Here is a 26,954-nt window from a genome sequence, read left to right as displayed (position 1 = left end):
ATGTCCGCTGTCCAGCCTGGGGATAGATGGTTCCGGGCTGCAGCGGCATGCGGCAGAAGAAGCGGCGGCCAGATCGCCCGCTAGCGGATTGCCAAGACGAGTGGCAGCCCGGCCGCCGGCGTACCGGGCGCACGTTATCTACCAGCCTGGCCTGATTGCTCTGGCCTGATTTCTGAGGAAACCCGCACCATACCGTTGGGCCGGCCCCGCCTCCCCGGTACGGGCCGGTCTTTCTGCGCCCCGGTTCCAGCCGGCAGCACGGCTACGCCCACCCCTATGCTTACACGCTTTCACTCTCTGTTCTGCTACCGTGAGAAAACCGCTACTCCTGCTTGTGCTGCTGTGTATGGCCCTGGCCGCTCATGCTCAAGAGAAATTATCCTATCTGCTGCAGACGGTCGACGTAGCCGCTTATCCGAACGCCACGTTCGAGGTGCGCGGCCAGGTGCTGATTGAGGACAAGGCGCGCCATGGGGGTGCCATCGCCTGCGCCGTCGCCTCGCTGGACAAGAAGAACATCAAGTCCTACTTCGATAAGTACGGGATGGACAGCTACAAGCCTGGGGCCTGGACTGCGCTGTCGGTTTCCGGGCGGATTGACCGCCAGGCCAATAAACTGTCGGTGGGCATGTTCTTTTCCGGCCGGGGCCGGTATTATTTCGATGATTTCGAGCTGCTCATCACCAGCAAGGGCAAAACAGTCAGCGTGCCGCTGGGCAACGCGGGCTTTGAGGCCGACACGCTACGCCCCTGGTATGTGGGGGAGTATAAGGAGATGGCCAACGTGCGGCTGACCACCGACAAGGCCCGCTCCGGCCGGCAGTCGCTGCTGATTGATAACTCCCGGGCGGAATCAGAGGTGTACGGCGACAACACGCGGCGAGGCCGGTACGCCACCGTGAACGGCGTGCGCCTCTACTACGAGCTGTACGGCGCGGGCGAGCCGCTGCTGCTGCTGCATGGCAACAACTCGTCCATCAACGCCTTCAGCCAGCAGATTCCGGCGCTGGCCAAAAGCTACCAGGTGATTGCGCTCGACAGCCGGGGCCAGGGCAACTCGCAGGCCGACACCACCCGGCTCACTTACGAGCTGTTTGCCGACGATGCGGCCGCGTTGCTGGAGGTGCTCGGCGTGGACAGCGCCCGCGTGCTAGGCTGGAGCGACGGGGGCAACATCGGCCTGCTGCTGGCCATGCGGCACCCGGGCAAGGTGCGGCAGCTGGCCTCGATGGCGGCAGTGCTCTACAACGACGACAAATCGGTGTCGCCGAAGCTGAACGCGCAGCTGCGCCGGCAGCTGACGGAGATGAAAGGCCGCGGCGTGACGGAGGCGGATATGGAGTACCGGCTGAAAAACCTGCTGCTCACCGAGCCGCACATCGCGCCGGAGGCGCTGGCCCAAGTCAACGTGCCGGTGCTGGTGATGGCGGGCGAGAACGACATCTTCAGGCGGGAGCACACGGATCTGATAGCCACCAAACTGCCCCGCGCCACACTTAAGATTTTCCGCAAAGCCGGCCACGAGGCGCCCACGGAAGTTCCCGCGGAGTTCAACCAAGCCGTGCTGGAGTTCTTCGCCGGCCGCCGTTAGCCCCGGACTGGCGGAGTGATGGGCACGTACGGCGGGACGGCAGGCCACACTTCTGCTGCCTGCCGCCCCGCCGCCTGCCAGCGGAGGCCTCACTAGGCCAGTTTACCGCGTATAAGACCTCATTTAAGCGGCGCATGACGCGCGCCATCCGCCTGCGGGCCAAAGCCGACCGGAAAGCCCGGCGCTACACCAAGCTGCTGGCCGATGCCATCGGGGCGGCCGAGGACGCGGCCGCGCAGATGAACGCGCTCAACTGTTCGTGTGCGAACGGAACCAGGATGCGGCAGGGCTAACGATGCCGTATATGTTTCTTGGGCCGGTGCGGTACATGAGCCATAAGGGTAATCGGCCCATGGCTATTACCTGGGAGTTGGCCACGCCGCTGCCGGGGTTCCTGTGGCACGATGCCGGGAAGATAGCCGTGGGGTAAGTAATAACGGCCCTGAGGCGAGGCAAGGGCCACTAGTCATTTTGCGTGAGCGGTCTTCGTTTCTTTTGGGCCTGTTTATCTTCGCTACCTATGTCTGCTCTTTTGCTACCATCTGATTATCTGTAGTTTCTGAACGAGCTAAAGGCTAACATCCGCGAGACGCAGGTGCGGGCGGCACTGGCCGTGAATTCGGAGCTGGTACAGCTGTACTGGCGCATCGGCCGCAGTATTCTGCAACAGTAGGAGCAGCAGGGCTGGGGCGCCAAAGTGGTTGACCAGCTGGCGCAGGACCTGCGGCAGGAGTTTCTGTAAGCCTCGGACTTCTCCCCTCGTAACCTCAAGTACATGAGGGCTTTTGCGCAGGCCTGGCCAGAGCCGGCAATTGTGCAACAGCTTGTTGCACAAATTCCGTGGGGCCATAATGTTCGCCTACTGGATAAGGTAGCAGACTCAGCCGAGCGGGCGTGGTACGTGCAGCAGACTATTGAAAACGGCTGGAGCCGCAACGTGCTGGCCGCGCAGGTGGTAAGCGGCTTCTACCACCGGCAGGGACGGGCGGTGAGCAACTTCAGCCGCACGCTGCCTGCCCCGCAGTCGGAGCTGGCGCAGCAGATTCTGAAGGACCCGTACACCTTCGATTTCCTCTCCCTGGAGCTGGAGGCGCAGGAACGGGACCTGGAGCGGGGCCTGCTCGAACATGTATGCTCCTTCCTGCTGGAGCTGGGCAAGGGCTTTGCGCTGGTGGGCAGCCAATACCACCTCGAAGTCGGTGAACAGGACTACTACCTGGATCTGGTGTTCTATCACCTTAAGCTGCGGTGCTTTGTTGTCATCGACCTGAAGATGGGTGAGTTCAGGCCCGAGGACAGCGGCGAGATGAACTTCTACCTGGCGGCGGCCGACGACCTGCTGCGCCACCCGACCGACCAGCCCACCATCGGGCTGATTTTGTGCAAAAGCCAGAACCGGGTGGTAGCAGAGTACGCGCTGCGCGGCCTGAGTCAGCCTATTGGCGTGGCCGAGTGGCAGCTTACCACTACCCTGCCCGCGGAGCTGCGCCGCAGCCTGCCGACGTCGGAAGAGTTGGATGCCGTGTTCGGGAAGCGGGCGGCGTCGGGTCAGGGGCCTGCCGGGCATAGTGCAGCAGCGCCGCATACTTCATCTAGCCCTACTCAATAAGATCAGGCGTGGCCGTGTGGGTGGTTACGGATGCGCGGTCAGTTGGTGTACTTCTTCTTTATGGCCGCCAATTTCTCGTCTAGCTCCTTCTTGGAAAACCACCGGCCACGCACCATTACTCCACTGATCATGGTAGTATTTGCAATGTCCAGCAGTGGATTCGCGTCGAGTAACACGATATCGGCAGGTTGATTCGCTTCAATTCTACCCCGGTTGTCCTCTCCGAAATAGCGGGCAGCGTTGGACGTGCACGCTTCCAAGATATGAGCGTTACTGATACCGCACTGGGCGAACAGCTTCATTTCTTCAAAGTAGCTGTACCCCGGGATTACAAACACGCCGTCGCCGGGGCTCACCAGTAGATTAACCCCCTGTTTGTCCTTGCGCGGCAACAGTTTTTTGTACGTGTTTACCCGCAGGGCATAGGCATCGTATTTGCGCTTGAGGGTGGTGCTATCGATGGCGTACAGCTCTTTTTCCCAGCGGGCTACCATCTCTTTCGGAACGTACTCAATACCGGGGGAGGCCAGCAGCTGCGGCTTCGGAATCTGATACCCGTAAATCTGGTACCAGTACAGGTCAGGACATGACCATAGCTTTTTCTCCACGAACCTGGTCATGGCGGCGGCATAGCGCGTGCTGTCGTATAAATAGAGGCCGATGAAGGGTTCGATGTGTTCCACCGACGACTGACCGGCGTTGACGGCGGCCTCCAGGCCCATGGGTGGCCCATGACCGGCGACTTTCAGGCCGATTTGCTGCGCGATGTGGTTAATGGAGTCGTACACCCCCTGGTTGTTGCCGCCGAGGTATTTGATGAAATCGTAGCCCTGCCGCTGGTAGCCTGCCAGGAGCGGGCGCAGAGCTTGCTGCTGCAACTTTTCGTCGACCACCAGAGCGGGAGAACCCACAAATAGAGAAGGCCCGATTACCTCTTCGTTCTGGATCTTTTGCTTCCACTCCAATACGACCGGCGCGCCCCGCATGATCCGGAGAGAAGTGATGCCCCGCGACAGGTTGAGCAACAGGTATTCGTCCACGGGAAAGGGTTCGCCATCGACGTTGGGAAAGTGGGCGTGCATGTCGTACATGCCGGGCATGATGAATTTGCCTTTTGCATCCAGCACCACCGTGCCCTTAGGAAACTTTGGCTTGTGGCGCCCAACTGCCACAATCTTCCCATTGCTGACCAGGACATTGGTGTTGGAGACGATTGATCCCGACGCTACATCCACCACGTTCACTCCCCGGAAGACGTAGCTTCTGTCAGCCTTTTTCAGGGATTGGCTGTTGCCCACAAGGGAAAAAAGGCAGAGCAGTAGCAAATAGCAATACTTCATTGGTAGAACGTATTCGGGAAGTAGAATGGAGGCTAATTAAAAATGCGGCAGGGAGTTGTAGCCGGCGTTTCCAAGCTGCAGTATGGTTGACGGCTATTACTCCCTGCCTGACTCGCAGTGGCAAGTTATCTAGTTATTCGGCTGCTGCTGCCTGTGCAACGGCGTCGGCGCTTGTGGATGGTGGCTAAGAGCATGCATTAGCCGCTTGTACTTCTTGCGTCCCTGCTCGAGCAGGCCGGTCATGGCGGTTAGCTCGCCGCGCCAGACTGCGTGCGTAGCTTTCTTTTGCACGCCCATGATGAGGAAGCGGGTGGCCTGCAGGGCGTCCAGATATAGGGCGGCTTGGCGGTCGTAGTCGTACTTCTCGATGGTAATCAGGAAGTGTGCCAGGTCGGGGCTGCTGGTGGTTTTGAAGTCGATGAGCGTGAGCTGGCGGCCGGCGCGGCTGCGCACCAACAGGTCCGGGCGGAGCTTCCCCCCTACTCCGGTGGCCGCGTGGATGGCAATGTAGGACTGTTCGGCGTGGCCGCGGTAGAGCAGGTCGCGGCAGTAGCGCTGGCGGCGCACTTGGCGGACCAGCGTTTCCAGGTCGGCCCACTTGATGCCGCGCTCGTCGGTGCGGGCATAGGTGGCGGGTTCGAGGGTGGAGGTATGGAGGTGGATGCCGTAGGCCAGCGCTACGGGGTTGGGGATGACGGGTGAGGCTCAGCAACTCGTTTTTGAGGCTGCTCAGGTCGGTGTTGCTGACCTGGGGCAGGGCGCGGTGCTGGGTTTGGACCCGCAGATTACAGCGAATAATTTATACCCGATGAGGTATAACCTACTCTGCATTCACCATCTTCATACCCGATAGGGTACGATACATCTGGTTCAGCTACTTATTACACCCGAACGGGTATATATTATGCCACATACATTGGCCAAATTTGTAAAGCAGCGCCGCCGTTTGCTGCAGCTTTCGCAGCCCGACCTGGCAGCCAAGGCGGGCGTGGGGCTGCGCTTCGTGCGCGAGCTGGAACAGGGCAAAGCAACCCTGCGCCTGGATAAGGTCAACGCCGTGCTGCAGCTGTTCGGGCACGAGGTGGGGCCAGTACCGGTAAGTCGCTCACCAGAACCGGAATAAGTCATGCGCCGGGCGGAAGTACGGATGCGCAGCGAAGTGGTGGGACACCTGACCCAGGATGAGCAGGGCTATACCTTCGCCTACACGCCGGCCTACCGGCTGCGGGCCGGCGCGGAGCCGGTCAGTCTCACGCTCCCCCTGTGGGAGCAGCCCTGGCTGGCATTAATAGACGCGTTAATTAAGGTTAGCCGGCTTGGCTGGCCTCAAATCCAGCTCAGCATCAACCCGACATTAAAATCACCGGTATTTGACGTTAGATAATATACTTGACCTCGAAAGTGACCCGTTGTTACCTGCAGGTTGCCGCGCTCCATTGAGTGCAGCGCCCAGGCCCACTTCGACAACCACGTGCACTTCAAGTGCACGGCCTGCCAGCACATCTTCTGCCTCAACCAGGTGGTCATTCCGGCCGTGACGCTGCCAGCCAAATTCGAGGCCCAGGCCCGCGACTATCTGCTGTCCGGCACCTACCGCGAGTGCCAGCCTTCCTGAGCCGCCAGGACGCCGGCCCGGGCTACACGGTTTGCAGGTAGAGGGTTTCCAGCTCGCTGACCGTGAGGCTGTGGGTGGGCAGGGTTTCCACCAGCTGGCCTTCGCGCATGATGCCGATACGAGTGCCCACTTCCTTGGCCCGGAAAATGTCGTGGGTGGCCATCTGGATGGCCGTGCCCGCCTGGCTCAGAGCCAGCAGCAGCTCGGAAAACTCGTTGCTGGCTTTGGGGTCAAGGCCGGAGGTGGGCTCGTCGAGCAGCAGGGCCTGGGCTTGCTTGGCTAGGGCAATGGCAATGCCCACTTTCTGGCGCATGCACTTAGAATAGGCCCCCACCCGCCGGGCGTGGGCCTCGGCGGGCAGCCCGGAACGCAGTAGCAGGTCATGCCGCTCCAAGGCGGAGTAGCGGAAGCCGGCCAGGGAGGCGAAGAAATTGAGGTTTTCCAGGCCCGTGAGGTTGGGTTAGAGCATCACCGTTTCGGGCAGGTAGGCCAGCCGCCGCCGGGTTTCGAGCGGGTGCTCGTCTACACTCAGCCCGCCCACCAGGGCCTGGCCGGCCGTGGGCTGCAGAAACCCAAGAAACAGATTGATGGTGGTGGTTTTGCCGGCCCCGTTCTGGCCCAGCAAACAGAATTTTCGCCCGGCGCGATGGTTAGATTAAGGTTGTTCAGGGCCGGGCGGTCGGCGGCGCCGGCCGCCGCCAACCCGCTCTTCACTACCCGGCGCATCTGCGTGCTAAACCACTGGCCCACCCCCGGCAATCCGCCTCATCCCATCTTCCACAAATCATCTCCTCCATGAATTTTGACACCATTATCGTAGGGGCCGGCAACGCCGGCCTGAGCGCGGCCCTCACCCTGGGCCGCTCGCGCCGCCGCGGGCTGGTGCTCGACGGCGGCCCGCCCCGCAATGTCCCGGCCGCCCACGCCCACAACTTCTTCACCCGCGACGGCACCCCGCCCGCCGAGCTGCTGCGCCTGGGCCGCGAGCAGCTACAGCCCTACGACGGGGTGGAAATCCGGGCGGCCCTGGCCCAAACCGCCCGCGCTGTGCCGGGCGGCTTCGCCCTGGAGCTGGTCGAAGGCACGGCAGTAACGGCCCGCACGCTGCTGCTGGCCCCCGGCGTGGTGGACGTGCTGCTCGCCATTCCCGGCTTCCGGGAGCTCTGGGGCCGGGGCGTGTACCACAGTCCCTACTGCCACGGCCGGGAAGTCCGCGACCAGCCGCTGGCCCTCTACGGGCGGGGCGCGCTGGGCTTCCACCTGGCTGTGCTGCTGCATCACTGGGCCCCCGGTCCGGTACTCTGCACCGACGGTCCCGCCGAACTCGACGCCGCCCAGCTCGCCACGCTCGGGCAGCTGGGCATCCGGGTGCTGGAAACGCCGGTGGCGGCCCTTGAGCCCGCGCCGGCCGGTGGGCTAACGGTGGCCTTTGCCGACGAGTCCCGGCTCGCGGTGGCGGCCGTGTTTGCCCGCGTGCCGCAGCAGCAGCGCACCGACCTGGCCGCCCAGCTCGGCTGCGCCTTTACCGACGACGGCATCTATATACAAACCACATGGTATGGGCCTGACCAGCGTGCCCGGCGTGTACGCCGACGGCGACCTGACCAGCCCGTTCCAGCAGGTGGTAGCCGCGGCCGCGGCCGGCATGGGCGCGGCGGCCCTGCTCAATAACACGTTGATCTTCCAGGACTACGCGCCCGCCAGCTGACGTGGCCCGGGCCTCCGCCTTTCGATGGGCTCCGCTCTGCCTGCCTCCCGCCGGGTGGTGCCGCACTCCCGGTGTCGCGCCGTTGTCACCTAGTGAAAAAATGTCCTGTCCCCATTTACCATCACTGCGAGTCCTCACTGCTCCAGCCTGACTGCGCGTAGCGGCTTCATGCATTATAGCCTCCTGCTGCCGAACTGCGTGCTCGCGGCGGCCGGATGAGCAGACGCGGGCAGGCTGCGCAACCGCTGAAATGCGCCGTGCATGCCGGAAAGGCAGCCTATTATCCGGCATCGACCGGCGGGGTGAGCGGCGCCGCGTCGAGCTCCTGCGGGTGGTCATCGAGGCCCGTTTCCCGGTGCGCCGCGAAGTACTGCGCCAGGGCCTTTTCGCCCACCAGCCAGAACACCACCGGCGTTACGATAATATCGAGGAACGTGGACGAAAGCAGGCCGCCAAGGATGACGGTGGCCACCGGATACAGGATTTCCTTGCCCGGCGCGTCCTTGGCAAGCGTGAGCGGCACCAGGGCCAGGGCGGCCACTAAGGCTGTCATCAGCACCGGCACCAGCCGCTCCAGCGAGCCGCGGATAATCATGGGGAGGCCGAACTTCTCGCCTTCGTGCTCGACGAGGTGGATGTAGTGCGAAATCATCATGATGCCGTTGCGCGAGGCAATGCCGGTGAGCGTGATGAAGCCCACCAGTGAGGCAATGCTGAACGTGCCGCCCGTGAGCAGCACCGCCACCACCGAGCCGATGAGCGCCAGCGGGATGTTGAGCATAATCTGACCCACCATCAAGGAGGATTTAAAGTGCGAAAACAGCACCAAAAAGATGCCGGCCAGCGAAAACAAGCTCAGCCACAGTATCTTCTGCGATGCCGACTGCTGGCTCTCGAACTGCCCGCCGTAGGTGAGGTAGTAGCCCGGCGGCAGCTTCACCTGCTGGCTGACTTTGGCCTGAATCTCCTTCACCGTGGAGCCCAGATCCCGCTCGGCCACGTTCAGCGAGATGGTGATGCGGCGCTGGGTGTTTTCGTGGTTTACGGTGTTGGGGCCGGGCTCGTACACCACGTCGGCCACTTCACTCACCGGAATCATAGCGCCGCCGGGCGTTTCGATGCGGGTCTGGCTGATGGCCGCAATGTCGTTGCGCTGGGCTTCAGGCAGCTTCACCACCAGATCGAAGCGCTTCTGCCCGTCGAGCATCTGCGATACCACGGCACCCTGAAACAGCGTCTCCAGGTCGCGCACCACTTCGCCCCGGGCCATGCCGTAGGCGCGGAGCGCTTCGTCGCGCGGGCGGATCAGGAGCTGCGGAATCTGGACCTGCTTTTCCACCTGCAAATCGACTACGCCGGGCACCGTGCCGGCGGCGGCGCGCACCTCGTTGGCGTAGCGGCGCAGCTCCAGCAAATCGTTGCCGAATACCTTGATGGCCACCTGGGCCCGCACGCCCGACAGCAGGTGATCGAGGCGGTGGGAAATGGGCTGGCCGATGTTCACGTTCACGCCCGTAATCAGGCTGAGCTTCTGGCGCATGTCGGCCAGGATTTCGTCGCGGCTGCGCATGGTTCTGCCCGCTTTTTCGAGTTCGGCTTCGGTCTTGAAGGCCACCTCGATTTCCGAGTTATTGACCGATTCGGCGTGCTCGTCGAGCTCGGCGCGGCCGGTGCGGCGGGCCGTGTAGGCCACTTCCGGAATCTTAAGCATCTGCTGCTCGCCCAGCGTACCCAGGCGGTTGCTTTCGGTGAGCGAGGTGCCCGCCGGGGCCGAGAAGTTGACCGTGAGGGAGCCTTCGTTGAACGGCGGCAGGAACTCGGTGCCGAAGAAGGGCACCATGGCCGCGGCCATTACAAACAATAAAGCTGTGGAGGTCAGCACCAGTTTGGGACGCTGCAGGCCCCAGGTAAGCAGGCGCGTATCCTTTTTTTTCAGCCAGCGTACCAGTCCGCCGTCGGTTTCGGGATGGTCCATCTGCTTCATGCGCGGCAGCAGATAGTAGCACAGCACCGGCGTCACGGTCAGCGACACGAACAGCGAGGCCACGATGCTGGTGATGTAGGCAATGCCCAGCGGCGCAAAAATGCGGCCCTCCATGCCTTCCAGCGCAAACAGCGGCAAAAACACCAGCACCACAATGATGGTGGCGTACACGATGGAGTTGCGCACCTCCGACGAAGCCGCGTAGATGACGCGCAGCACCGGCTGCGGGTCGGGCCGCTGCTTGTTTTCGCGCAGGCGCCTGTATACGTTTTCCACGTCCACAATGGCGTCATCCACCAGCTCGCCGATGGCAATGGCCAGCCCACCCAGCGTCATGGTGTTGATGCTGATACCCGCCACGCGGAACACCAGCGCCGTTACCAGCAGCGAGAGCGGAATAGCCACTAGGGAGATAAACGTGGTGCGTACGTTCAGCAGAAAGGCAAACAACACGATGACCACCAGAATGGCCCCATCGCGCAGGGCTTCCTCCACGTTGCTGATGGAGGACTCGATAAACTCCGACTGCTTGAACAGCCGCGTATTCACCCGCACATCTTTCGGCAGCGAAGGCTGTAACTCCACCAGGGCTTTTTCCACGGCTTCGGTGAGGCCCACAGTGGCGGCGCCGGGCTGCTTCTCGATGCTCAGAATTACGGCCGGCTGACCGTTCACGCTGCCGTCGCCGCGCTTGAAGCGGGCCCCGAACTCCACCCGGGCCACATCGGCCACCCGCACCGGCGACTGCTCCCGGTAGCCCACGATGATGTTTTCGATGTCAGCTACTGAGCGCAGCCGGCCCAGGTTGCGGATGAGCACTTCCGAGCCGTTGCGGTCAAAGAAGTTGCCGGTGGTGTTCAGGTTGGAGCGGCGCAGGGCTTCTTCCACCTGATTCACGGTCAAGCCGGTGGCGTTCAGGCGGGGCATATCCAGCAGCACCTGGTACTGCAGGTTGTCGCCGCCGATGGGAATTACCTGGGCCACGCCGGGGATACTGAGCAGGCGCTGGCGCACGGTGTAGTTGGCCAGGGTGCGCAGGTCGGCGGGGTTGGTTTCCTTGCCGCCCGACAGCCCCACCAGCATAATCTGACCCATGACCGAAGAAATGGGCCCCAGCACCGGCGTAATGCCTTCGGGCAGTTGCTCGCTGGTGGTTTGCAGCTTCTCGCTCACAATCTGGCGGGCCGTGAAGATGTCGGTGCCGTAGTCGAATTCCACGAACACCATGCCCAGGCCGATGGCCGAGTTGGAGCGCACCGCCGACACGCCGGTGGCCCCGTTCAGGGCCGTTTCCACGGGCAGCGTCACCAGGGCTTCCACCTCTTCGGGAGCCATGCCGGGCGCTTCCAGAAACACGGTCACGCGGGGGCGGTCCAAGTCGGGCAGCACGTCTACCGGCAGCTGGCTGGCGGTGTAGGTGCCGGCAATCAGCAGCCCCACGGCAAAGGCCAGCATGAGCAGCCGGTTTTGCAGGGCAAAGCGAATGATGTTATCGAGCATCCTTGGTAGGAATTGGTGGGATGGTGGATTAGTGGCTGTCATGCTGAGCGCAGCCGGAGGCGAAGTCGAAGCATCTCTACTTCTGGCCAACCACTACTATTGCAACGAAGCAGTAGAGATGCTTCGGCCAGCTCAGCATGACGTTCTACTACTTCGCCTACTGGTTCAGGTAGATGGACTTGAGTTGGTAGGTGCCGGCCGTTACCACCCGGTCGTTTTCGTTCACCTGCCCCTGCAGGAGCACTGTTTGCTGGCCGCTGACGGCGCCGGGCTGCACGAAGCGAATCTTGAACCGCTCGGGCTCGGTGTGCACAAACACCACCGGCTTGCCGTTGAGGTCGGTGATGGCCGCGGTAGGCACCACCAGCTGGGGCTTGCCGCTGCCGGTCTGGCCTACTACCTGCACGTTCACTGCCTGGCCGGCGCGGTAGGCGCTGCCTTCGGTGGCATTGAGTTCCAGTACCAGCTGCCGGGCCTGGTTCACGGGGTTCACCACGTTGCTAAACACCACCAGCCGGGCCGCTACGCCCGCCTGGCCCTGCAGGCCTTCCACCCGAAACTGCGCGCCGGGTGTAACTTTAGCTAAGTCCTGGGCAAACACCTGAGCCTCCACACGCAGCTTGCCGGGGTTGATGACCCGGAACAGCTCGTCGCCCTGATTGACCTGCTGACCCACGGCCAAACTGAACACGTCCACGGTGCCGCTCACGGGCGAGGTGATGCTGACGCGCCGCTGGCTGGCCTGCCCGTTGTAGATGGCCGCGTTCTGGCGGGCCTGGCGCAGGCGCAGCTCGGCGGCTACCACGTCTTTGCGGGCGGCAATGTCGGCAATGGTTTGCAGGCGGGCATAGTCCTGCTGGGCGGCGCGCAGCTCGGCCTGAGCGTTGGCGCGCTCGGTGCTGAGGCCGATTTGCTGGGTGGCATCCAGGGTTTGCTCGATGACGGCCAGTGTCTGCCCGGCCCACACGGTTTTGCCCACCTGCGCGGCCAAACTCACGATGCGCCCGGTCTGGGGCACCACCACGCGGCCCTCGCCCCCAGCCGCGGCCGACACCGTGCCGTAGAGCGTGGCCCGGCTGTAGGTGGTGGAGTACGCGGCAAGTTGGGTGCGCACCTCGAACAGAAACTGGCTTTCCTTGGGCAGCAGCACCTCGTCGGTGAGGGCCACGCCGGTGCTGGCTTTGGCGGTGCCGGCGTGGTCTTCGCCGCCGTGCGCCTGCACTAGGCCGGGTAGGGGCAGCAGCACGGTCAGCACCAGTCCGGCGGCGGCCGTGGCGGCCAGAAATTTATGCGTGGTTTTCATGAGTGGCGGAAACGGGGGTGGAAACGGGCGCAACCGGGCGGCGACGGCGCAACAGCAAAACCGTCAGGCCAATGCCCAGCCCGAAGGCCCCGAGCAGGGCGGCAATGGTTTGCCAGGACGAAAAGAGCCCGGCATTAGCAGCGGGCGGTGCATCGGCCATGGGCAACTTTTCGCCCACCTTAATGCCTTCGAGCAGCAGCAGGTCAGCTTTTTCGCCGGCCACAATGTTCACCGCAAAGCTGTACGGCTTATTGGTCGGAAACTCGCCCTCCAGCAGATACATGCCCGGCTCCTGCTCCCTCACCGCCCATTTCAGGTTGGCATCCTCCGGGTTGGTGAGCGTGAGCTTCGCGCCTTTGATGGGGACGTTGGTGGCATAATCCGAGAGGAACAGGCGCAGGTCGGCGGGCTGGCCGCCTTCCAGCGGCTCGTAGCGCAGCAGCACCTCGAACTGTTCGGAGAGGGCCGCCACGGAAAACGAGGTAACCCCGGCCGGCGTAGCGGCCGATGCCGTGCCGCTGTGGTCTTCACCGCCGTGGGCGTGGGCCGCGCCGGTCAGCAGCAACCCCAGGAGCAGAAAAAGTAGCTGTTTCATGTTATTCGCCCCGCAGGTAGTTGAGTTCAATGAGGGCCTGGCGGTACTCGCGGATGGTCGTCAGGTAGGTGTTCTGGATGGCAAAGGCCTGGTTCAGACTCAGGATAAGCTGCAAATAGCTCACTTCCCCGGCCCGAAACAGGCGCTGCGACTGGCTGATGATGGCCCGCGATTGGGGCAGGCCGGTCTGCTCATAATAGGCCAGCGACACCGCGAACTTGCGCGTGTCGGCCAATGCTTGCTGGTACTGGGTGCTGAGCTCCAGGCGCTGGGTTTGCAGCTGGTAGCCGGCCGCCTGGGAGCGGGCCGTGGCCGCCTGTAGTTGCGAGCGGTAGGTCCAGAACCACACGGGCACCGATACGCCAAACTGAAAGCGGTACCGGAGCGCCGAGTTTTCAAACGCCTGGTTCTGGTAGCCCAGCGTGAGGGCCGGGGTACGCCGGGCCCGCACCAGACTGATGCCCGACTGGCTCAAAGCCACGTTCTGGGTGGCGACGGCCAGCGTGGGGCTGCGCACCAGGGCCGCACTGTCATCGGTGGGCAGGCCGCCGAGCAGCGCCGTGCCGGTTTGAGCCAGCTCCTGGCCGGTGCGGCTCAGGTCGGTAATGGTGGCCAGGGCCTCGGCAGGGCGGCCCAGCAGCAGGCCTAGGCGGCGCTGGGCCGCCTGTTGGTCGGCGGTGGCCTGCTGCAGCAACACGGTTACCTGCCGGGCTTCGGCGTCAGTGCTGATGCGCTGCAGCGAGGTGACTTCCCCGGCCGTGAACAGGCGCTCGGTGGCCAGACGCAGCACCCGAAACAGGCTGTCCTGGTAGGTGAGCTGGCGCACCTGTGCCTCGGCAAACTGCAGGCTCAGGTAGGCTAGGCGGGTGTCGCGCAGCACGCTGGCCCGGCTTACGTCGCGGTTACGCTCGGCCAGGCTGATGCCGGCCTCGGCCACCTGCCGCTGCCGCCGGTACACGTTGGGCAAATCGATGGTTTGCACCACGCCCGGCGCCCACATCTCGCCCGTAGGAGCCGAGAACAGGAAATCCGGGTTGGCCGGCGCGAAGGAGCCCTGCTTCAGGGCGCGCTGCTCCTCAATTTCCTGCGCTGACTGCCGCAGTCGTGGGTGGCGGCGCAGGGTCTGGGCCTCGGCGCTGTCCAGGCTGACTACGGTTTGGGCCCGCGCCGCGCCGGAGCCAAGCGCCAGCAGCACCAGCGTCAGCAGCCAGCAGCCTCCGCTTTTTATGTTCAAGAACTTCATACAATCAGGTTAAAACCAGCCGGTGGGTTGCCCGCGGTTGCTGCAGGCAGCGGCCCAAACGGCGCCCGCCTACGACTTTTTCACGAGGGCCATGCCGCACTTGGGGCAGCTGCCGGGATTGGTGCTGGCACTGCCTTCGCAGTTCATGAGGCAGGCATAAGCAGCAGCGGCAACTTTACCGGCTTTCGCTTTTGAATCAATCTTTTCAAACCGGGCGCTGAGCGAGCTGCCGTTGGCGTTGAGGCTGACGATGGCCGTGCGCAACGTGAGGCCGGCGGGGACGGCGGCTACCAAATGGTTGCCGGTGGGAAGCAGCTTAACCGAGCTGGTTTTGCCCGCCGCGCTCAGCAGCATGGCCGTGCCGGTGGCGCGGGTTACGGGCAGCGTCTTCTCGTTGTCATCGAGCAGATACACCTGCAGCTGGCCGGCCTGCTGCACCAGCTCCAGGTGGTACTTGCCGGCCGTGCGCACCGTGCCGCCGTGGGGAGAAGCGTGGGCGTGGGTTTCGCCGGCAGCCTTATGGCCGTGGGCGGCCGTGCCGGGCGTATAACTATGCTGGGCAACGATGGAGAGGGGAGTAGCCAGCAGCAGGGCCGAGGCGAGAACGGAGGAAATCCTCATAAAAAAACCGGGTACGAGGGGTGGGTGAATGAGGCGGCCGGCCCCGCGCCAGCGGCGGGGCCGGCCGGGGGCTTACATCTTGTCGGCGTTCTGGTTGTGCCAAGCTTTGAAGTCGGCTATTTCCTTTTCCTGGGTAGTAATAATCTGCTGAGCCAGCTCCTTGAGCTTGGTGTCTTTGCCGTGGGCCAGCTCGGCCTTGGCCATGTCCACGGCGCTCTGATGGTGCACAGTCATGAGCATATTGAAGTTCATGTCGGGGTCGGCCACTGTCTTGGGCATATTCTGCATCATGCCGTCCATAGAGGCCTTCATTTTGCTGGTGAACGGGTCGGCGGGGTTGTTGGGCTGGTAGTTGGTGGGGGCGATATCGAGGCGGGTGGCGGCGGCCTCCAGTTCAGCAATTTCCCGTTGCTGGTCGGCTTTGATCTGCTCGGCCATGCGGCGCATAGTGGCGTCTTTGCCGTCGCGCAGCTGAAGGTCGGCCATTACCACCGCGCCTTTGTGGTGCTCCAGCATGTGGTGGGCAAAGTCGTGGTCGGTGTTGCCCTTGGGCTTGGTGGCGTGCATCTTCTGCATCATCTCGTTCATGGCCACCAGCTGCGGCGAGCTGCCGGCCGGGGCCGCGCTGCCGTGGTCCATGCCCGCGTGGTCCATGCCGGCCATATCGTGCGCCCCGTCGGCGGCGGTAGTGGTTTCGGTGGTCGTCGCCGTGGTGTCAGCGGCGTTATCGTTGTTGCAGCTGGTCGTCAGCAGGGAGCCGGCGCAGAGGGCGGCGAGCAGAAAGGCGGAGGTATTCATGAGTTGCGTGGTAAGTAGGTGGTTATTAGTTGTCAGTTGCTCGTTGTCAGTTGTTAGTCAGTTTTTTAGTAGAGGCCTGACAACTAACAACTGATAACGAACAACTGACAACTCAAGTGAAAAATGGGTACTAGGCCTTCACGTTGATGGTGAAGTCGCCGGTGTGGATTTTGCCCGCGTGGTTGAACTGCAGGAACACGCGGTAGAGGCCGGGCTTCTCGAAGTTGGTGTTGAAGCCTATGTTGGGGCCCTTGTCGGCCTGGTCGTTGGGGTGTACGTGCAGGTAGTTCTCGGTGTCTTCGCTGATAACCACCACGTGGCCCAGCGCCCCGAGATAGTTGGCCAGGTCCGTTACCGGCTGCCCGTCTTTGCTGATGTTGATTTTCATGCCCAGCAGCTGACCCACTTTCAGGTCCTTATCGAAGGAAAGCGTGGCCTGGTAGCCATCCTTTTCCCACTGCATATCGTCGTTTTTAAACTTGACGGGCACGTAGGCCGGACCTGCTACCGTGAGCGGCTGGCGGCCCAGCTGGTGGCCCGAGCCGGCGGGTGTGTAATCCTGAAACAGCACGTAGTCGCCGCCCTTCGGGAAGGCGTACTGCACTTTGTAGTCGCCGGCCGCCGTGTACTCGGGGTGCTCGTGGTAGAATTGGCCCAGGTCCTTGCTCACGATAATGAGGTGAATCTTCTTCTCGTGCACCACGGCCAAGGGCACGGGCGCCGATTCGTTGCCGGTTTCGCGGGGCGTAAAAGCCAGGGTGGCGGGCTGGCCGGCCGTCACCTGCATGGGCGTGGGCACCAGCTTCATTTCGTAGGTTTTGCCATTGGAAACGGCGTCGTTGTGCTCCAGCTTCATGCCGCACTTGGAGCACTTCTCGCCGTCCTTGGTGCTGGTCACCTCGGGGTGCATGGGGCAGGCGTAAGTGTGGCCGCCGGCGTGGTCGGCGGTGCCTGCGGCCGGGCCGTTGGTGGGCGTCGTGACGGTATCGGTGGCGCTGCTGGAGGCCGAATCGGAGGAGCAGTTGGTAGCGGTGAGCAGGCTGGCGAGGGCCAGCAAGGAAAGAGGGAAGCGGAACATACAGCAAAGGTTGGGAGTTGAACATCCGGTCATCTGCGAAGCAGCTAACCGGGAATTTGAGCTTGGGGCCACTGCCAAAGCAGGCAGCAATCATCGTTGCAGGCAGGCCCGCAAAGCAGGCGGCAAACCGCGTCCGGCAAGCAAGCGAAGAACCAGCTGGCGGTCCGCGGCGCTACGGACCGAGCATCTGAATCAGATAGACAAGGGCAATTAGGCGCGCATTAGCTGCCAGCGCATACGCACACGCAAAGGCTCGCCACCGGCCATAGCAGTGCTATACCGGGGCGAGCCTAGAGTACGTTAACCAATCAGACCGTCAGGGACTGAATGAAGATCCGGATGTCGGGGATTTTGGGCGGCAGGTGCTCGCGCAACACCAGGACCACCGCGTGGGCACGGTCCCACCGGCCGGCGGCCGGCCGGAAAAAGAAGTCGTTACCAGCGGGCAGCACCGCCGGCGCGGGCGTAAGCAGCTGCTTTTCGGCGGGTGCGGCCAACGACTTGAGCAGCGTAGCAGACTTATCCTTGCAGCAGTCGTGCTTGCCGGCCGGATGGGAGCCGGCCTGGCCGTGACAGGCTTTCGCCGGCTTCTGCCGGGCGGTAGCCGTGGCGTGGCCGTGGCAGCCGGGGTGGGTGGACCTGGCCGCTGCCGGCGCTGTTACGTTGGAAGCCACGGGGGCCGCCTTCAGGCTCGCGCAGTAGCACTGCCCCACGAACACGTTGACGAAGACGAGCAGGAAGCTCGTCGCCAGCAAACGGCGGAAAGGGAACAGACTACGGAACATAACAGGCGCCAAGCAACTGCAAAACTAGACATCTGCACGAAAAGTGCGGTGCTGCTGCTTACTATCATTCCACCCTAAGGGTTTTACTATGGTCTGCCGATGCCGCCGGTCCGTCGGCAAAAAGCTGGCGTGCGTTGCCCGGCGGGGATTTCCGGCGAGTGCCACCAGCCGCCGCCGGGCCATTAGCCAGCGAAATTATGCATGAGTTCAGCCGGATTCTGTAAACCCGGCCTGCCGGGCTCAAGTGCAAATTATGCATGTTTCCGGATGGATTCCGTACCAACTACGGGTCCGGAGCGCCGTTCCTTTGCAGAGTGTTTGCGGGGGCTGGCGGATTCCGCCGGCCGGCACCGTTGCCCCTCCTACTGACTTTTATGGAACCAACCACCAAAACGGAAACCCTCGACATCGAAGGCATGACCTGTGCCTCCTGTGCGTCGTTTGTCGAGAAGTCCCTGACCCGCACGCCGGGCGTGCAGCGGGCCGTGGTCAACTTCGCCACCGAAAAGGCCACCATCGACTACCTGCCCACGCAAGCCAGCCCGGCCACGCTGAAAGAAGCAGTAGTGAAGGCCGGCTACGGCGTAACAGAGCGCGACCCCGACACCTCGGCCGCCGACCGGCAGGCGGAAATCGACCAGCAGAAAGCCGTGGCTTACGGCAAGCTCAAGCGCCGCTTCTGGGTGGCGGCGGGCCTGGCCGTCCTCATCATGCCGCTGAGTATGCTCATGCTCTGGCCCGCGCTGATGCAGCAGATGAACATGCAGGTGCTGAACTACGGCCTTCTGCTGCTCACGCTGCCGGTGCTGCTCTACAGTGGCCGCGAGTTCTATGTCTCGGCTTGGAACGGCTTCCGGCACCGGGCCGCCAACATGGATACACTCATTGCCGTGGGCACCGGCGCCGCGTTCCTCTACAGTCTGGCCGCCACGGTGGTGCCGGGCTGGTTTACGCGCCAGGGCATCATGCCCGAGGTGTATTACGATACCACCGCCACCATCATTGCCCTGATTCTGCTTGGCAAGCTACTGGAGCTGCGGGCCAAAACCCAGACCTCGGCCGCCATTAAGGCTCTGATGGGTTTGCAGGCCAAAACCGCCCGCGTAGTGCGCCCCGGCGGCCAGGAAGTGGACGTGCCCATCGAGCAGGTGCAGCTGAACGACATCATCCTGGTGCGGCCGGGCGAGAAGGTCGCCACCGACGGCCTGATCGAGGAAGGCCACTCGGCTGTGGACGAGGCCATGCTCACCGGCGAAAGTCTGCCGGTGGAAAAGCGCGGCGGCGACCTGGTGTTCGGGGCCACGCTCAACAAAACCGGCTCCTTCCGCTTCCGCGTCACCAAAGTAGGTGCCGACACCCTACTTTCTCAGATTGTAAAGCTGGTGGAAGACGCCCAGGGCAGTCGCGCGCCCATCCAACGGCTGGCCGATAAGGTGAGTGCCGTATTCGTTCCCACGGTGGTCGTCATTGCCATCCTCACGTTCGTGCTCTGGTTTGATCTGGCCCCGGTGGAAAGCCGCCTGCCGCTGGCGCTGGTCAACTTTGTGGCCGTGCTCATCATTGCCTGTCCCTGCGCGCTGGGCTTGGCCACGCCCACGGCCATCATGGTCAGCACCGGCAAAGGCGCCGAGCACGGCGTGCTCATCCGCAACGCCGAGGCGCTGGAAAAAGCCCACCAAGTAGACACCGTCCTGCTCGACAAAACCGGCACCATCACCCGCGGGGAGCCCGCCGTGACAGACTTCGTGCCGGCCCCCGGGCAGGATGCGGGCGCGCTGCTGCAAGTTGTAGCGGCAGTAGAGCGGCAGAGCGAGCATCCGCTGGCCGCAGCCGTGGTGCGCTACGCCGAGGCCCAGGAAGCCAGCGTTATTGCGGCCGCGGGTTTTCAGGCCATCGAAGGCAAAGGCGCGCAGGCGGTGGTAAACAGCCAGCCCGTGCTCATCGGCAACTTCCGCCTGCTCGAAGAAGCCGGCATCTCCCTGCCTCCCGCCGTGCGCCAGGCCGCCGATGCCCTGCTGGCCCAGGCCAAAACGGTGCTCTACGTGGCAGTAGCGGGCCAGGCGGCCGGCGTGATTGGCGTAGCCGATACCGTGCGCGAAACCTCGGCCACCGCCATCAAACGCCTGCAGGCCATGGGCCTGGAAGTGGTGATGATGACCGGCGACACCCCCCAGACCGCGGCCCAGGTCGCCCAACAGGTGGGCATCGCGCGTTACTTCGCCGAGGTGCTTCCTGCCGACAAGGCTGGCAAGGTGAAGGAGCTTCAAGCCGAGGGCCGGACGGTGGCCATGGTCGGCGACGGTATCAACGACGCGCCGGCCCTGGCGCAGGCCGACATTGGCCTGGCCATGGGCGGCGGCACCGACGTGGCCATGGAGGCGGCCGGCATCACCTTGATGCGCTCCGACCTGCAAGGTGTGGTGACGGCCATCGATCTGTCGCGCCAGACGATTCGCACCATCAAGCAGAACCTGTTTTTCGCCTTTATCTACAACACGCTGGGCATTCCCATTGCCGCCGGGCTGCTGTATCCTTTCTTTGGCATCCTCCTTTCACCCATGCTGGCGGCCGGGGCCATGGCCCTGAGCTCGGTATCGGTGCTCACCAACTCACTGCGCCTGCGCGGCTTCTCCCCTCTCCCGTCCTAACCACCCATGGATACTACCGAAATCATTGTAACCCTGGTGGGGCTGGCCCTGGCCGCCTTCGTGGTCTGGTACTTCTTCCTCTCCGCCCGCCCGACGACCAGCGCCGTATCGTCCTCCGGCGGCGTGCAGCAGGTGGATATCACCGTGAAAGGCGGCTACTCGCCCGACGTAATTGAGGTGGAGCGCGGCAAGCCCGTGCAGCTAAGCTTTTACCGCGACGAGGAAAACAGCTGTTCCGAGGAGCTGCTGCTCCCCGACTTCAGCATCCGCCGCGACCTGCCGGCCTTCAAAACCACATTGGTAGAGCTGCTGCCCCAGCAGGCGGGCACGTTTGCGTTTACCTGCGGCATGGGCATGCTGCGCGGCCGTCTGGTAGTGAAGTGAGTGCCGGCCCCGCTGCTCTGGCGGCCTGCCCGCCACGCTCAGGTGCGGGCCGGCCGCCAGAGCGGGCCCACGGCCAGCAGCAGCACCAGCACGTTGAAGCCCGCGTTGGATGGGTTGCCCGAGGCCACCGAGCCGGCGCTGTCCAGCACAAACCAAGTGAGCACGCCTCCGAGCACTGCTTTGCGCACGTCCTCCGGCGCCTGATCGTAGACGCGCCCGGCTAGCAGCCAGATCATCACGCCCCAGCCGGCCAGAAAGCCACCCGTCAGGGCCGACAGAAAGCGGGTGTCGGGGGCCGCAAAGGTGCTGCTGCCATCCAGAGGCCAGCTTAGCAGGTCTAGTGTAAAGCGGGCGGGGCCGGCCGTGGCCGCCCGCGTGCCCAGCGTGAATACCGGCCCGAACGAGCCGACTACCAGCGCGGTGACTTTAAGCCAGAACCGGTGAAATCTGTGTGAGCTGAAATAATGCGGCATAATGGGGCTGAATTGGTGAATCCGCCACATAGGTAAGGCCCCGCCGGCGCGGATTTTAGCCGCTACCGTCCAATGTGGGCGCCCCGCCCGCGCTGAGCGTGCGCACCAGTTGCGTAAGTTGACGGAAGTAGGCCGAGAGCCACTCGCGGGTCAGCGTGGCGTCGGTCAGCTGCAGGTAGAAGTTTTCCAGGGCCAGTTGAAACACCCCGCCCAGCAGGTGGGGCGTCAGGTGCGGGGGCAGCTCCCGCGCCCAGAGGGCCAGAAACGCTTCAGCCGCCGGCCCCGAAGCCTCTACCAGGCACTCGGCATAGAGGCCGTGCCGGCGGTGCACCCGCAGCTGCCTCTGAAACAGCAGGTCCGTGCTGTGTTCCAGCAGCACCGTAATCAGGCCGGGGTCAAGGCTCTCACACGCCGCCTCGCGCCGGGCCAGCAGCCGCGCCTGCCCGACGTGGTAGCGCAGCAGCTGCCGGGTGAACACCTCCAAATCAGCGAAATGGTGGTAAAACGAGGACTTGCTGATGCCCACCTTGCGGGCCAGCACCTCCACTTTCAGGCCGTCGGGGCCGGTGGCTGCAAACAGGGCGTAGCCCGTCTGCAGCCAGATGGCCGTGGGGTCTTCTTTCATGTGTCGAACATAGGGAATTCCTGCCGCCGGGCGGGCCATGGGTGGCGCCCTGCCTCGCCTGCTGCCCTTCTCCCGCTAACGGATGCCGGTCAGTCAGGGCAAGCGCATTGTACCGGAGCCGGTTCAGAGCTTGGCGAAAAGCCCGGCAAATTCCGGCTTCGGGGCATGATGTCGATGCTGGCCGGCTCCTGACCGTTGCCGGCGAAACATGCCTGGGAATGGTGGGCCGAATCCTGCTGACCTCGTGGCCGGCTTTCAACGGCTCCCAGCCAATCCTACGGGATAATCCACTTCATGGGAATCCGACTCCGCGGCAACTCCAGTGACTTTGAATGGATGCAGCCCACACAGCGGTACAGCTCCGGCCGGCCAGACAGGCAAACCCCTCCCCTACCGGCCCCGCCCCTTGCGGATCTGCTGGCGCCGCACTTCCTCTTTCTGCCGGATCTGCAGCGGGCGCTCCTCAATCTCGGCGTTATCAAACAGCAGGTCCAGGGCCTGGTGCAGGGCCTGCTTCTGGGTGAAGTCGTACTGGCCGCCCATGCGCTGGGTGTGCACAAAGTTTTTCAGCTTCTCCAGGTACTGCCGGCTCAGCACGAAGGTCTGCCGCACGTCGCTGTCGGACGCTTCCTCCACACCGGTCGCCGCCGTGCCAACAGCTGCTTCGGCAACTGTTGTGGCAGCAGTAACACTAGTAACATCTGTAACATCGGCACTTTCGGTAACCGGCGTCGGCCGGGCCGGCGCGACGGCCTTCGGGCGGCCGGGGGCCTTGCGGGCAGGCGCGGCAGCTTCCGGAGCAGCTGGAGCGGCGGCCGGGCGGCGGCCGGGTTTGGCCGGGGCGGTGCTGCCGGAGCTATCCGTAACAGGTGCGGCGGCAGGTGCTGCGGCCACGGCTGGCTCCGGGGTGGCCGCGGTGGTCTGGCGGTCCTGCTCCAGGAAGTCGAGCAGGTCTATTTCCGAGGTGCGTTTAGTGGGCTGGGCGGTGCCGGAGGACAGCTGCTTGAAGGACTTGGCCATGCGGAAGGAAGGTTAGCGGGTGAGGATTTCGGCAATGAGCTGCTGGTAGTCGGTAGCGCCGGAGCTGTTGGGGGCGTAGGAGAAGATGTCCTGGCCCAGGTGGGGGGCCTCCCCCAGCCCGATGGTTTCGCGGATGACGTTGCGCAGCACCAGCTCGGGGTATTTCTCGCGGATGGCTTCGGCCGTTTCGCGCCGCAGAATCTTGCGGCCGTCGAAGCGGGTGAAGAAGATGCCGTCAATCTTCAGGGTCGGGTTGAGGCGGCGCTGTACCCGCGAGACCAGCTCCAGCACCTTTTCCAGGCCGTCGGTAGCGTAGAGTTGCGCCTCCAGCGGAATCAGCAGCGAGTCGGCGCAGGCGTAGGCGTTGAGCGTAATCAGCCCCAGGGCCGGCGGGCAGTCCAGCAGAATAAAGTCGCACTTGTCGAGGATGGGCGTGAGCAGGTCCTTGAGCAGGTACTCGCGGTCCAGCTCGTCACCCTTCACCTTGTCGAAGCTCGACAAAGCCGGGGCCCCGGGCACCACGGCCAGGTTGGGCTGCAGCGGCTGGGCCCGGAACGCATATTCGCCTAGCAGGGCGCCGTAGATATTGTTTTCGGAATGGTCGAGGCGCAGGCCGCGCGTCAGGTTGATCTGCGGGTCCAGGTCAATCAGCACCACCTTATGGCCGGCACGGGCCAGGCCGGCGCCGATGTTCACGGTGGAAGTGGTTTTACCAACGCCCCCTTTCTGGTTGCTCAGTGCAATGATTTTAGCCATGGGCCAATATTACGAAGGTTATCGAAGTTATCCATGAATATAGTGTTACTCATGCGCATCGGGTTATCCGTATTATTTATGTTACTAGTGTTACTATATGTGCTCTAGATTACCTCGTGCTTCAGATTTTCCAGCAAAACCGCAAGCAGGTCTTGAGGGTAACGAGGGCGCAGGCCTGCTTGGTGAAGACCCAGTGCGGGTCGTCCGGGCGTTCGTAGCGCCCGCGCAGAAGGCACAAGAGTATGGCGTGCATCAAGAAATATGGGGCAGTCGCAGTCTCCGAACTCACTGCCCGTGTCGGCCTTGAGTTCAAAGCCGATTTTTGTCACAGCATTCAGTGTGCCCCTCCCTCCTGTCGCGCTTTGTCTCGCTCCTGGCACAGTTATCCGGCCCGGCGGGGTGGTAGCAAGCATGAGCGCGACGCCATCACCTACCACCGCTTCCACGACCTGGCCGTCCTGGGGCTGATCTACATATTGCCCTGAAGATGCTCCGCAAGCATGCCGGCCCTCTCTTCCTGCGACGGATGAGGCGCCGGCAGGTGCTATGCCAAACAGACGGCCATTGCTCAGGTTACGCTAAGTTGAAAGCCCCTCGCCTTTAGGCAGGGGATGGGAAACGTGAACTGAATCGTTGCTGTCTTTGGCGATTAACAGGCGCACGTAGGCGGCAAATGAGATGCCAAGGGCTTTCGCTTTGGCTTGCGCAAGAGCATAGAGTTCATCCGACATACGCACTTGATAGGGTGGTTTTTGCTTGCTCATGTTGCAAATATAGTATGTTGTTTCGTATGTTTATCAAATGAAACTCACCACGTATCGTTTCCGCCTCAAAGATTCAGCTTGCCGGGTTCGCCTGCGCAAGCTGGGCTGGGCGTGTAACGATATCTGGAACTACTGCAACGAGCGCAATGCCTATCAGTGGTCGTTTCGCCGCAAGCTGCTTTCTGCCTTCGACCTGCATAAGTTGACCGCTGGCGTTGGTAAAGAGCTGGGCTTGCATAGCCAAACGGTGCAAGCCGTAGTGGATGAATACGCCAAGTGTGGCAAGCAGTTCAAGCGCCCGAAACTCAACTGGCGTAGCCGCAAGCGTAGCCTCGGTTGGATACCGTTCAAAGCCGTGGGCGTGAAGGTTAGCGCCGATAGCGTAACGTACAACGGGCATACGTTCCGCTTCTGGTCTTCGCGTCCATTGCCCGGCAAGGTGCGCTTCGGCTCGTTTGCCGAAGATGCGCAAGGGCGCTGGTACGTGAACTTCGTCTGTGAAGACCTCACGCCCGAACGTGCGCCAACTGGCAAGCAAGCCGGTATCGACCTCGGGTTGAAAACGCTGGCAACGCTCTCAGACGGTGTAGAACTCACACGCGAAAGCCTGACGCGCACCTTTGAAGTGCAGCTTGCCACGGCGCAACGTGCCCGCAAGAAAAAGCAGGTAACGCGGATTCACGCCAAGATTAAGAACAAGCGCAAAGACTGGAACCACAAGCAAACCACGCTGCTGACCAATGAGTACGACGTATTGGTGGTGGGCAATGTGAGTAGTTCCAAACTCAAAAAGACAACAATGGCTAAATCGGTGTCAGACGCCGGTTGGGCAGACTTCAAAACGATGCTTTCCTACAAGAGCCTACGACTCGGCATCACGTACCTCGAAGTCAACGAATCTTTCTCCACCGTGACTTGCTCGGTCTGTTCCGAAAGGACGGGTCCGAGTGGACTAAGCGCGTTGGGGGTAAGAACGTGGGGCTGTAGCACCTGTGGAACGGAACACAACCGGGACCAGAATGCTGCGGCAAATATCCTGCGTTCCGCTGGGGACATCCAGCGCCAAAGGGAATCTCCCTGCCTTTAGGCGGGAGAGGATGTCAATCCGGTGTTCGTTTTCCAGTCACTCGATTTGCCGCACGGGCTACCCGACCGGCTGCTGCCTTGCTGGCACCTGGGGTTTTCAGTCCCGTCCTTTTTTTCTCTGGTTTCTCCTTCCTTCTCCGCCCATGTTTCTTCTACGTCCCGTGATGGCCAAAGCCGCGCTACTGCTCGCCCCTATTGCCGGGCTGCTGGTCAGCAGCTGGAACCTCGACCCCAACTACACCATCAGGTTTGCGGGTAGCCGGGCTGAAGGCACCTTCACGGGCCTGACGGGCACCATCACCTACAACCCGGCTGAGCTGAGCAGCGCCTCCATGCGCGTGACGGTGGACGCAGCCACCATCAAAACGGGAAACTCTCTGAAAGACAAGCATGCCCGCGGAGAAGACTGGTTCGACGTGGCGACCTATCCAAAAATCTATTTTCAGTCGACGGCCTTCACCCGCGTCGGCAGCGGCTATGCCGTGCGCGGCGACCTGACCCTGCACGGCGTAAAGAAGCCAGTGACCATTCCGTTTCAGTTCAGCCAGCAAGGAGACAAAGGCGTGTTCACCGGCCAGTTCAAGGTGAACCGCAGAGACTTCGGCATCAACGGCAACGCGCTGGGCTTCACTGTCGGCGAGGAGCTCGACGTCATGCTGCGGGTCCCGGTGAGGCGCTAGGGTAGCGCCTTACCGGGTATTTTCAGGGCCAGCCGGGCGAAATCGTTCCCAGGCCGCTCCGGGAAAAGCCGGCGACAAACCAGCTGCACCACACAGCATCTGGTAGCCCCAAACTAACAGGCCACAAAACAAGCTGCTTCCCACGTTGCGCAGCTCGCCGCCAACATTCGTTTAGCCGGTTTCCGGTCTGTGATATCCTCTGCCCGCCCCGCCTACTGATGCCGTGACGGGCGCTCTGGTATTATTGATGTTACCAGGTAACATTATCGTGCGCTTACTAGCTTAAGCATCTGCTTTTCAGCTATATATTCTTGTGAAACAACGCTGTCAGTTACTCGGCATTGTTTGCCTTGCCACCTGGCATCCTGGGGTGTGGCCTACCCTGGCGCCGCGACGGTGACGTTCTTATGCTCGCGAAGCCGCCCCACGCAGGTCATCTCACAAACTTCCGATTGGCGCCCCATCATGCTGCTGAAGTGGCCTGCTGAAACTGATAGGCAGGCTTCCCCAAAGCTACCGGCATGGTCTACCTGGGCCCCTGGAAGCGAGTTCTGGTGTTATTCGTGTGACCGATATTACAGGTGTTACCAGACATACATTTCGCCTGCCCTGCTTTGAAACGCATAACATACATAATATCAATAACACGGGTAACACGCATAATACAAGCAATACTGGTAATACAAAAAGCGGATATAAGAATCGTATTATCTGTATTATCTGTATTATCTGTATTATCTGTATTATC

The 26,954-nt window shown here is 62.5% G+C and carries 26 protein-coding genes and 2 pseudogenes; 12 read left to right on the top strand and 16 right to left on the bottom strand.

The window, feature by feature from the left end:
• Window positions 1-346 precede the first annotated feature (346 nt).
• From O9Z63_RS20175 to O9Z63_RS20165, 3 genes and pseudogenes are all read left to right on the top strand, one after another.
• Window positions 347-1,591 carry an alpha/beta fold hydrolase gene (locus O9Z63_RS20175; RefSeq protein ID WP_270129488.1) on the top strand — a complete coding sequence of 415 codons (1,245 nt, stop codon included), beginning with the start codon at window positions 347-349 and terminating at the stop codon, window positions 1,589-1,591.
• Window positions 1,592-1,725: 134 nt separating this feature from the next.
• Window positions 1,726-1,884, top strand: a complete 159-nt coding sequence (locus O9Z63_RS20170) for a hypothetical protein (protein ID WP_270129487.1) — start codon at window positions 1,726-1,728, stop codon at window positions 1,882-1,884.
• Window positions 1,885-2,150: 266 nt separating this feature from the next.
• A pseudogene (locus O9Z63_RS20165) lies at window positions 2,151-3,200 on the top strand (PDDEXK nuclease domain-containing protein).
• Between the two features lie 38 nt (window positions 3,201-3,238).
• On the opposite strand, the gene O9Z63_RS20160 reads toward O9Z63_RS20165, so the two are convergent.
• Window positions 3,239-4,540 (bottom strand): amidohydrolase family protein, encoded by a 1,302-nt coding sequence (locus tag O9Z63_RS20160; RefSeq protein WP_270129486.1) that lies wholly within the window; start codon window positions 4,538-4,540, stop codon window positions 3,239-3,241.
• Window positions 4,541-4,669: 129 nt separating this feature from the next.
• Window positions 4,670-5,107 (bottom strand): PD-(D/E)XK nuclease-like domain-containing protein, encoded by a 438-nt coding sequence (locus O9Z63_RS20155; RefSeq protein WP_270129485.1) that lies wholly within the window; start codon window positions 5,105-5,107, stop codon window positions 4,670-4,672.
• 337 nt (window positions 5,108-5,444) lie between these two features.
• On the opposite strand from O9Z63_RS20155, the gene O9Z63_RS20150 reads away from it, so the two are divergent.
• The 3 genes from O9Z63_RS20150 to O9Z63_RS20140 are packed head-to-tail and all read left to right on the top strand — an operon-like array spanning window position 5,445 to window position 6,155.
• A complete protein-coding gene (locus O9Z63_RS20150; RefSeq protein ID WP_270129484.1) occupies window positions 5,445-5,663 on the top strand; it encodes a helix-turn-helix transcriptional regulator in 219 nt (72 codons plus the stop codon).
• Window positions 5,664-5,666: 3 nt separating this feature from the next.
• Complete coding sequence (locus O9Z63_RS20145; protein ID WP_270129483.1) at window positions 5,667-5,924, top strand: HipA N-terminal domain-containing protein; 258 nt, start codon at window positions 5,667-5,669, stop codon at window positions 5,922-5,924.
• A 39-nt stretch (window positions 5,925-5,963) separates the two neighbouring features.
• Window positions 5,964-6,155 (top strand): hypothetical protein, encoded by a 192-nt coding sequence (locus tag O9Z63_RS20140; RefSeq protein ID WP_044018000.1) that lies wholly within the window; start codon window positions 5,964-5,966, stop codon window positions 6,153-6,155.
• 22 nt (window positions 6,156-6,177) lie between these two features.
• Here O9Z63_RS20140 and O9Z63_RS20135 read toward each other — a convergent pair.
• A pseudogene (locus O9Z63_RS20135) lies at window positions 6,178-6,881 on the bottom strand (ABC transporter ATP-binding protein).
• A 69-nt stretch (window positions 6,882-6,950) separates the two neighbouring features.
• On the opposite strand from O9Z63_RS20135, the gene O9Z63_RS20130 reads away from it, so the two are divergent.
• Complete coding sequence (locus O9Z63_RS20130; RefSeq protein WP_270129481.1) at window positions 6,951-7,826, top strand: NAD(P)/FAD-dependent oxidoreductase; 876 nt, start codon at window positions 6,951-6,953, stop codon at window positions 7,824-7,826.
• Window positions 7,827-8,143: 317 nt separating this feature from the next.
• Here O9Z63_RS20130 and O9Z63_RS20125 read toward each other — a convergent pair whose 3' ends face one another.
• From O9Z63_RS20125 to O9Z63_RS20090, 8 genes are all read right to left on the bottom strand, one after another.
• Window positions 8,144-11,347 carry an efflux RND transporter permease subunit gene (locus O9Z63_RS20125; RefSeq protein WP_270129479.1) on the bottom strand — a complete coding sequence of 1,068 codons (3,204 nt, stop codon included), beginning with the start codon at window positions 11,345-11,347 and terminating at the stop codon, window positions 8,144-8,146.
• A gap of 157 nt (window positions 11,348-11,504) precedes the next feature.
• Window positions 11,505-12,650: an efflux RND transporter periplasmic adaptor subunit gene (locus tag O9Z63_RS20120; RefSeq protein ID WP_270129478.1), complete on the bottom strand. Its 1,146-nt coding sequence runs from the start codon at window positions 12,648-12,650 to the stop codon at window positions 11,505-11,507.
• Window positions 12,634-13,245, bottom strand: a complete 612-nt coding sequence (locus O9Z63_RS20115; RefSeq protein WP_270129477.1) for a hypothetical protein — start codon at window positions 13,243-13,245, stop codon at window positions 12,634-12,636. Before O9Z63_RS20115 ends, O9Z63_RS20120 begins: the two co-directional genes overlap by 17 nt.
• Before the next feature lies 1 nt (window position 13,246).
• The gene (locus tag O9Z63_RS20110; RefSeq protein ID WP_270129475.1) at window positions 13,247-14,488 is read right to left on the bottom strand and encodes a TolC family protein; all 1,242 of its coding nucleotides are present in this window, start codon (window positions 14,486-14,488) and stop codon (window positions 13,247-13,249) included.
• Window positions 14,489-14,557: 69 nt separating this feature from the next.
• Window positions 14,558-15,109: a heavy metal-binding domain-containing protein gene (locus O9Z63_RS20105; RefSeq protein WP_270129474.1), complete on the bottom strand. Its 552-nt coding sequence runs from the start codon at window positions 15,107-15,109 to the stop codon at window positions 14,558-14,560.
• Window positions 15,110-15,181: 72 nt separating this feature from the next.
• Window positions 15,182-15,907, bottom strand: coding sequence for a DUF305 domain-containing protein (locus O9Z63_RS20100; RefSeq protein ID WP_270129473.1), 726 nt, complete (start codon window positions 15,905-15,907; stop codon window positions 15,182-15,184).
• A 130-nt stretch (window positions 15,908-16,037) separates the two neighbouring features.
• Window positions 16,038-16,985, bottom strand: a complete 948-nt coding sequence (locus O9Z63_RS20095; RefSeq protein WP_270129472.1) for a heavy metal-binding domain-containing protein — start codon at window positions 16,983-16,985, stop codon at window positions 16,038-16,040.
• 308 nt (window positions 16,986-17,293) lie between these two features.
• Window positions 17,294-17,770, bottom strand: a complete 477-nt coding sequence (locus O9Z63_RS20090; RefSeq protein ID WP_270129470.1) for a hypothetical protein — start codon at window positions 17,768-17,770, stop codon at window positions 17,294-17,296.
• Between the two features lie 374 nt (window positions 17,771-18,144).
• On the opposite strand from O9Z63_RS20090, the gene O9Z63_RS20085 reads away from it, so the two are divergent.
• Window positions 18,145-20,418, top strand: a complete 2,274-nt coding sequence (locus O9Z63_RS20085) for a heavy metal translocating P-type ATPase (RefSeq protein ID WP_270129468.1) — start codon at window positions 18,145-18,147, stop codon at window positions 20,416-20,418.
• Between the two features lie 6 nt (window positions 20,419-20,424).
• A complete protein-coding gene (locus O9Z63_RS20080; protein WP_270129465.1) occupies window positions 20,425-20,802 on the top strand; it encodes a cupredoxin domain-containing protein in 378 nt (125 codons plus the stop codon).
• A gap of 38 nt (window positions 20,803-20,840) precedes the next feature.
• Here O9Z63_RS20080 and O9Z63_RS20075 read toward each other — a convergent pair whose 3' ends face one another.
• From O9Z63_RS20075 to O9Z63_RS20060, 4 genes are all read right to left on the bottom strand, one after another.
• Window positions 20,841-21,275 (bottom strand): hypothetical protein, encoded by a 435-nt coding sequence (locus tag O9Z63_RS20075; RefSeq protein WP_270129463.1) that lies wholly within the window; start codon window positions 21,273-21,275, stop codon window positions 20,841-20,843.
• 55 nt (window positions 21,276-21,330) lie between these two features.
• Window positions 21,331-21,900 carry a TetR/AcrR family transcriptional regulator gene (locus tag O9Z63_RS20070; RefSeq protein WP_270129462.1) on the bottom strand — a complete coding sequence of 190 codons (570 nt, stop codon included), beginning with the start codon at window positions 21,898-21,900 and terminating at the stop codon, window positions 21,331-21,333.
• Window positions 21,901-22,290: 390 nt separating this feature from the next.
• Window positions 22,291-22,920 (bottom strand): hypothetical protein, encoded by a 630-nt coding sequence (locus O9Z63_RS20065; protein ID WP_270129460.1) that lies wholly within the window; start codon window positions 22,918-22,920, stop codon window positions 22,291-22,293.
• Between the two features lie 12 nt (window positions 22,921-22,932).
• Entirely contained in the window at window positions 22,933-23,676 is a 744-nt protein-coding gene (locus O9Z63_RS20060; protein ID WP_044018010.1) for a ParA family protein, read from the bottom strand.
• A gap of 362 nt (window positions 23,677-24,038) precedes the next feature.
• Here O9Z63_RS20060 and O9Z63_RS20055 point away from each other — a divergent pair, with 362 nt between their 5' ends.
• Entirely contained in the window at window positions 24,039-24,161 is a 123-nt protein-coding gene (locus O9Z63_RS20055) for a hypothetical protein (protein WP_270129458.1), read from the top strand.
• A gap of 93 nt (window positions 24,162-24,254) precedes the next feature.
• On the opposite strand, the gene O9Z63_RS20050 is transcribed toward O9Z63_RS20055, so the two are convergent.
• Complete coding sequence (locus O9Z63_RS20050; RefSeq protein WP_270129457.1) at window positions 24,255-24,440, bottom strand: hypothetical protein; 186 nt, start codon at window positions 24,438-24,440, stop codon at window positions 24,255-24,257.
• A 37-nt stretch (window positions 24,441-24,477) separates the two neighbouring features.
• Between O9Z63_RS20050 and O9Z63_RS20045 the strand changes: the two genes are divergently transcribed.
• Together O9Z63_RS20045 and O9Z63_RS20040 are read left to right on the top strand one after the other, a co-directional pair.
• The gene (locus tag O9Z63_RS20045; RefSeq protein WP_270129456.1) at window positions 24,478-25,527 is read left to right on the top strand and encodes an RNA-guided endonuclease InsQ/TnpB family protein; all 1,050 of its coding nucleotides are present in this window, start codon (window positions 24,478-24,480) and stop codon (window positions 25,525-25,527) included.
• Between the two features lie 142 nt (window positions 25,528-25,669).
• Window positions 25,670-26,206 carry a YceI family protein gene (locus O9Z63_RS20040; RefSeq protein WP_270129454.1) on the top strand — a complete coding sequence of 179 codons (537 nt, stop codon included), beginning with the start codon at window positions 25,670-25,672 and terminating at the stop codon, window positions 26,204-26,206.
• The last annotated feature ends 748 nt before the right edge of the window (window positions 26,207-26,954 follow it).

The sequence above is a fragment of the Hymenobacter yonginensis genome, assembly GCF_027625995.1.
In the GTDB taxonomy this organism is placed as follows: domain Bacteria; phylum Bacteroidota; class Bacteroidia; order Cytophagales; family Hymenobacteraceae; genus Hymenobacter; species Hymenobacter yonginensis.
This window is presented reverse-complemented; position numbering and strand designations above follow the sequence as displayed.

What these genes read in the sequence shown, in the direction of transcription:
- O9Z63_RS20065 (WP_270129460.1), bottom strand. Translation starts at nt 22,920, where the DNA reads ATGGCCAAGTCCTTCAAGCAGCTGTCCTCCGGCACCGCCCAGCCCACT.
- O9Z63_RS20110 (WP_270129475.1), bottom strand. Translation starts at nt 14,488, where the DNA reads ATGAAGTTCTTGAACATAAAAAGCGGAGGCTGCTGGCTGCTGACGCTG.
- O9Z63_RS20105 (WP_270129474.1), bottom strand. Translation starts at nt 15,109, where the DNA reads ATGAGGATTTCCTCCGTTCTCGCCTCGGCCCTGCTGCTGGCTACTCCC.
- O9Z63_RS20125 (WP_270129479.1), bottom strand. Translation starts at nt 11,347, where the DNA reads ATGCTCGATAACATCATTCGCTTTGCCCTGCAAAACCGGCTGCTCATG.
- O9Z63_RS20080 (WP_270129465.1), top strand. Translation starts at nt 20,425, where the DNA reads ATGGATACTACCGAAATCATTGTAACCCTGGTGGGGCTGGCCCTGGCC.
- O9Z63_RS20070 (WP_270129462.1), bottom strand. Translation starts at nt 21,900, where the DNA reads ATGAAAGAAGACCCCACGGCCATCTGGCTGCAGACGGGCTACGCCCTG.
- O9Z63_RS20115 (WP_270129477.1), bottom strand. Translation starts at nt 13,245, where the DNA reads ATGAAACAGCTACTTTTTCTGCTCCTGGGGTTGCTGCTGACCGGCGCG.
- O9Z63_RS20170 (WP_270129487.1), top strand. Translation starts at nt 1,726, where the DNA reads ATGACGCGCGCCATCCGCCTGCGGGCCAAAGCCGACCGGAAAGCCCGG.
- O9Z63_RS20160 (WP_270129486.1), bottom strand. Translation starts at nt 4,540, where the DNA reads ATGAAGTATTGCTATTTGCTACTGCTCTGCCTTTTTTCCCTTGTGGGC.
- O9Z63_RS20045 (WP_270129456.1), top strand. Translation starts at nt 24,478, where the DNA reads ATGAAACTCACCACGTATCGTTTCCGCCTCAAAGATTCAGCTTGCCGG.
- O9Z63_RS20090 (WP_270129470.1), bottom strand. Translation starts at nt 17,770, where the DNA reads ATGTTCCGTAGTCTGTTCCCTTTCCGCCGTTTGCTGGCGACGAGCTTC.
- O9Z63_RS20145 (WP_270129483.1), top strand. Translation starts at nt 5,667, where the DNA reads ATGCGCCGGGCGGAAGTACGGATGCGCAGCGAAGTGGTGGGACACCTG.
- O9Z63_RS20120 (WP_270129478.1), bottom strand. Translation starts at nt 12,650, where the DNA reads ATGAAAACCACGCATAAATTTCTGGCCGCCACGGCCGCCGCCGGACTG.
- O9Z63_RS20085 (WP_270129468.1), top strand. Translation starts at nt 18,145, where the DNA reads ATGGAACCAACCACCAAAACGGAAACCCTCGACATCGAAGGCATGACC.
- O9Z63_RS20100 (WP_270129473.1), bottom strand. Translation starts at nt 15,907, where the DNA reads ATGAATACCTCCGCCTTTCTGCTCGCCGCCCTCTGCGCCGGCTCCCTG.
- O9Z63_RS20175 (WP_270129488.1), top strand. Translation starts at nt 347, where the DNA reads ATGGCCCTGGCCGCTCATGCTCAAGAGAAATTATCCTATCTGCTGCAG.
- O9Z63_RS20095 (WP_270129472.1), bottom strand. Translation starts at nt 16,985, where the DNA reads ATGTTCCGCTTCCCTCTTTCCTTGCTGGCCCTCGCCAGCCTGCTCACC.
- O9Z63_RS20075 (WP_270129463.1), bottom strand. Translation starts at nt 21,275, where the DNA reads ATGCCGCATTATTTCAGCTCACACAGATTTCACCGGTTCTGGCTTAAA.
- O9Z63_RS20060 (WP_044018010.1), bottom strand. Translation starts at nt 23,676, where the DNA reads ATGGCTAAAATCATTGCACTGAGCAACCAGAAAGGGGGCGTTGGTAAA.
- O9Z63_RS20050 (WP_270129457.1), bottom strand. Translation starts at nt 24,440, where the DNA reads ATGAGCAAGCAAAAACCACCCTATCAAGTGCGTATGTCGGATGAACTC.
- O9Z63_RS20130 (WP_270129481.1), top strand. Translation starts at nt 6,951, where the DNA reads ATGAATTTTGACACCATTATCGTAGGGGCCGGCAACGCCGGCCTGAGC.
- O9Z63_RS20040 (WP_270129454.1), top strand. Translation starts at nt 25,670, where the DNA reads ATGTTTCTTCTACGTCCCGTGATGGCCAAAGCCGCGCTACTGCTCGCC.
- O9Z63_RS20150 (WP_270129484.1), top strand. Translation starts at nt 5,445, where the DNA reads ATGCCACATACATTGGCCAAATTTGTAAAGCAGCGCCGCCGTTTGCTG.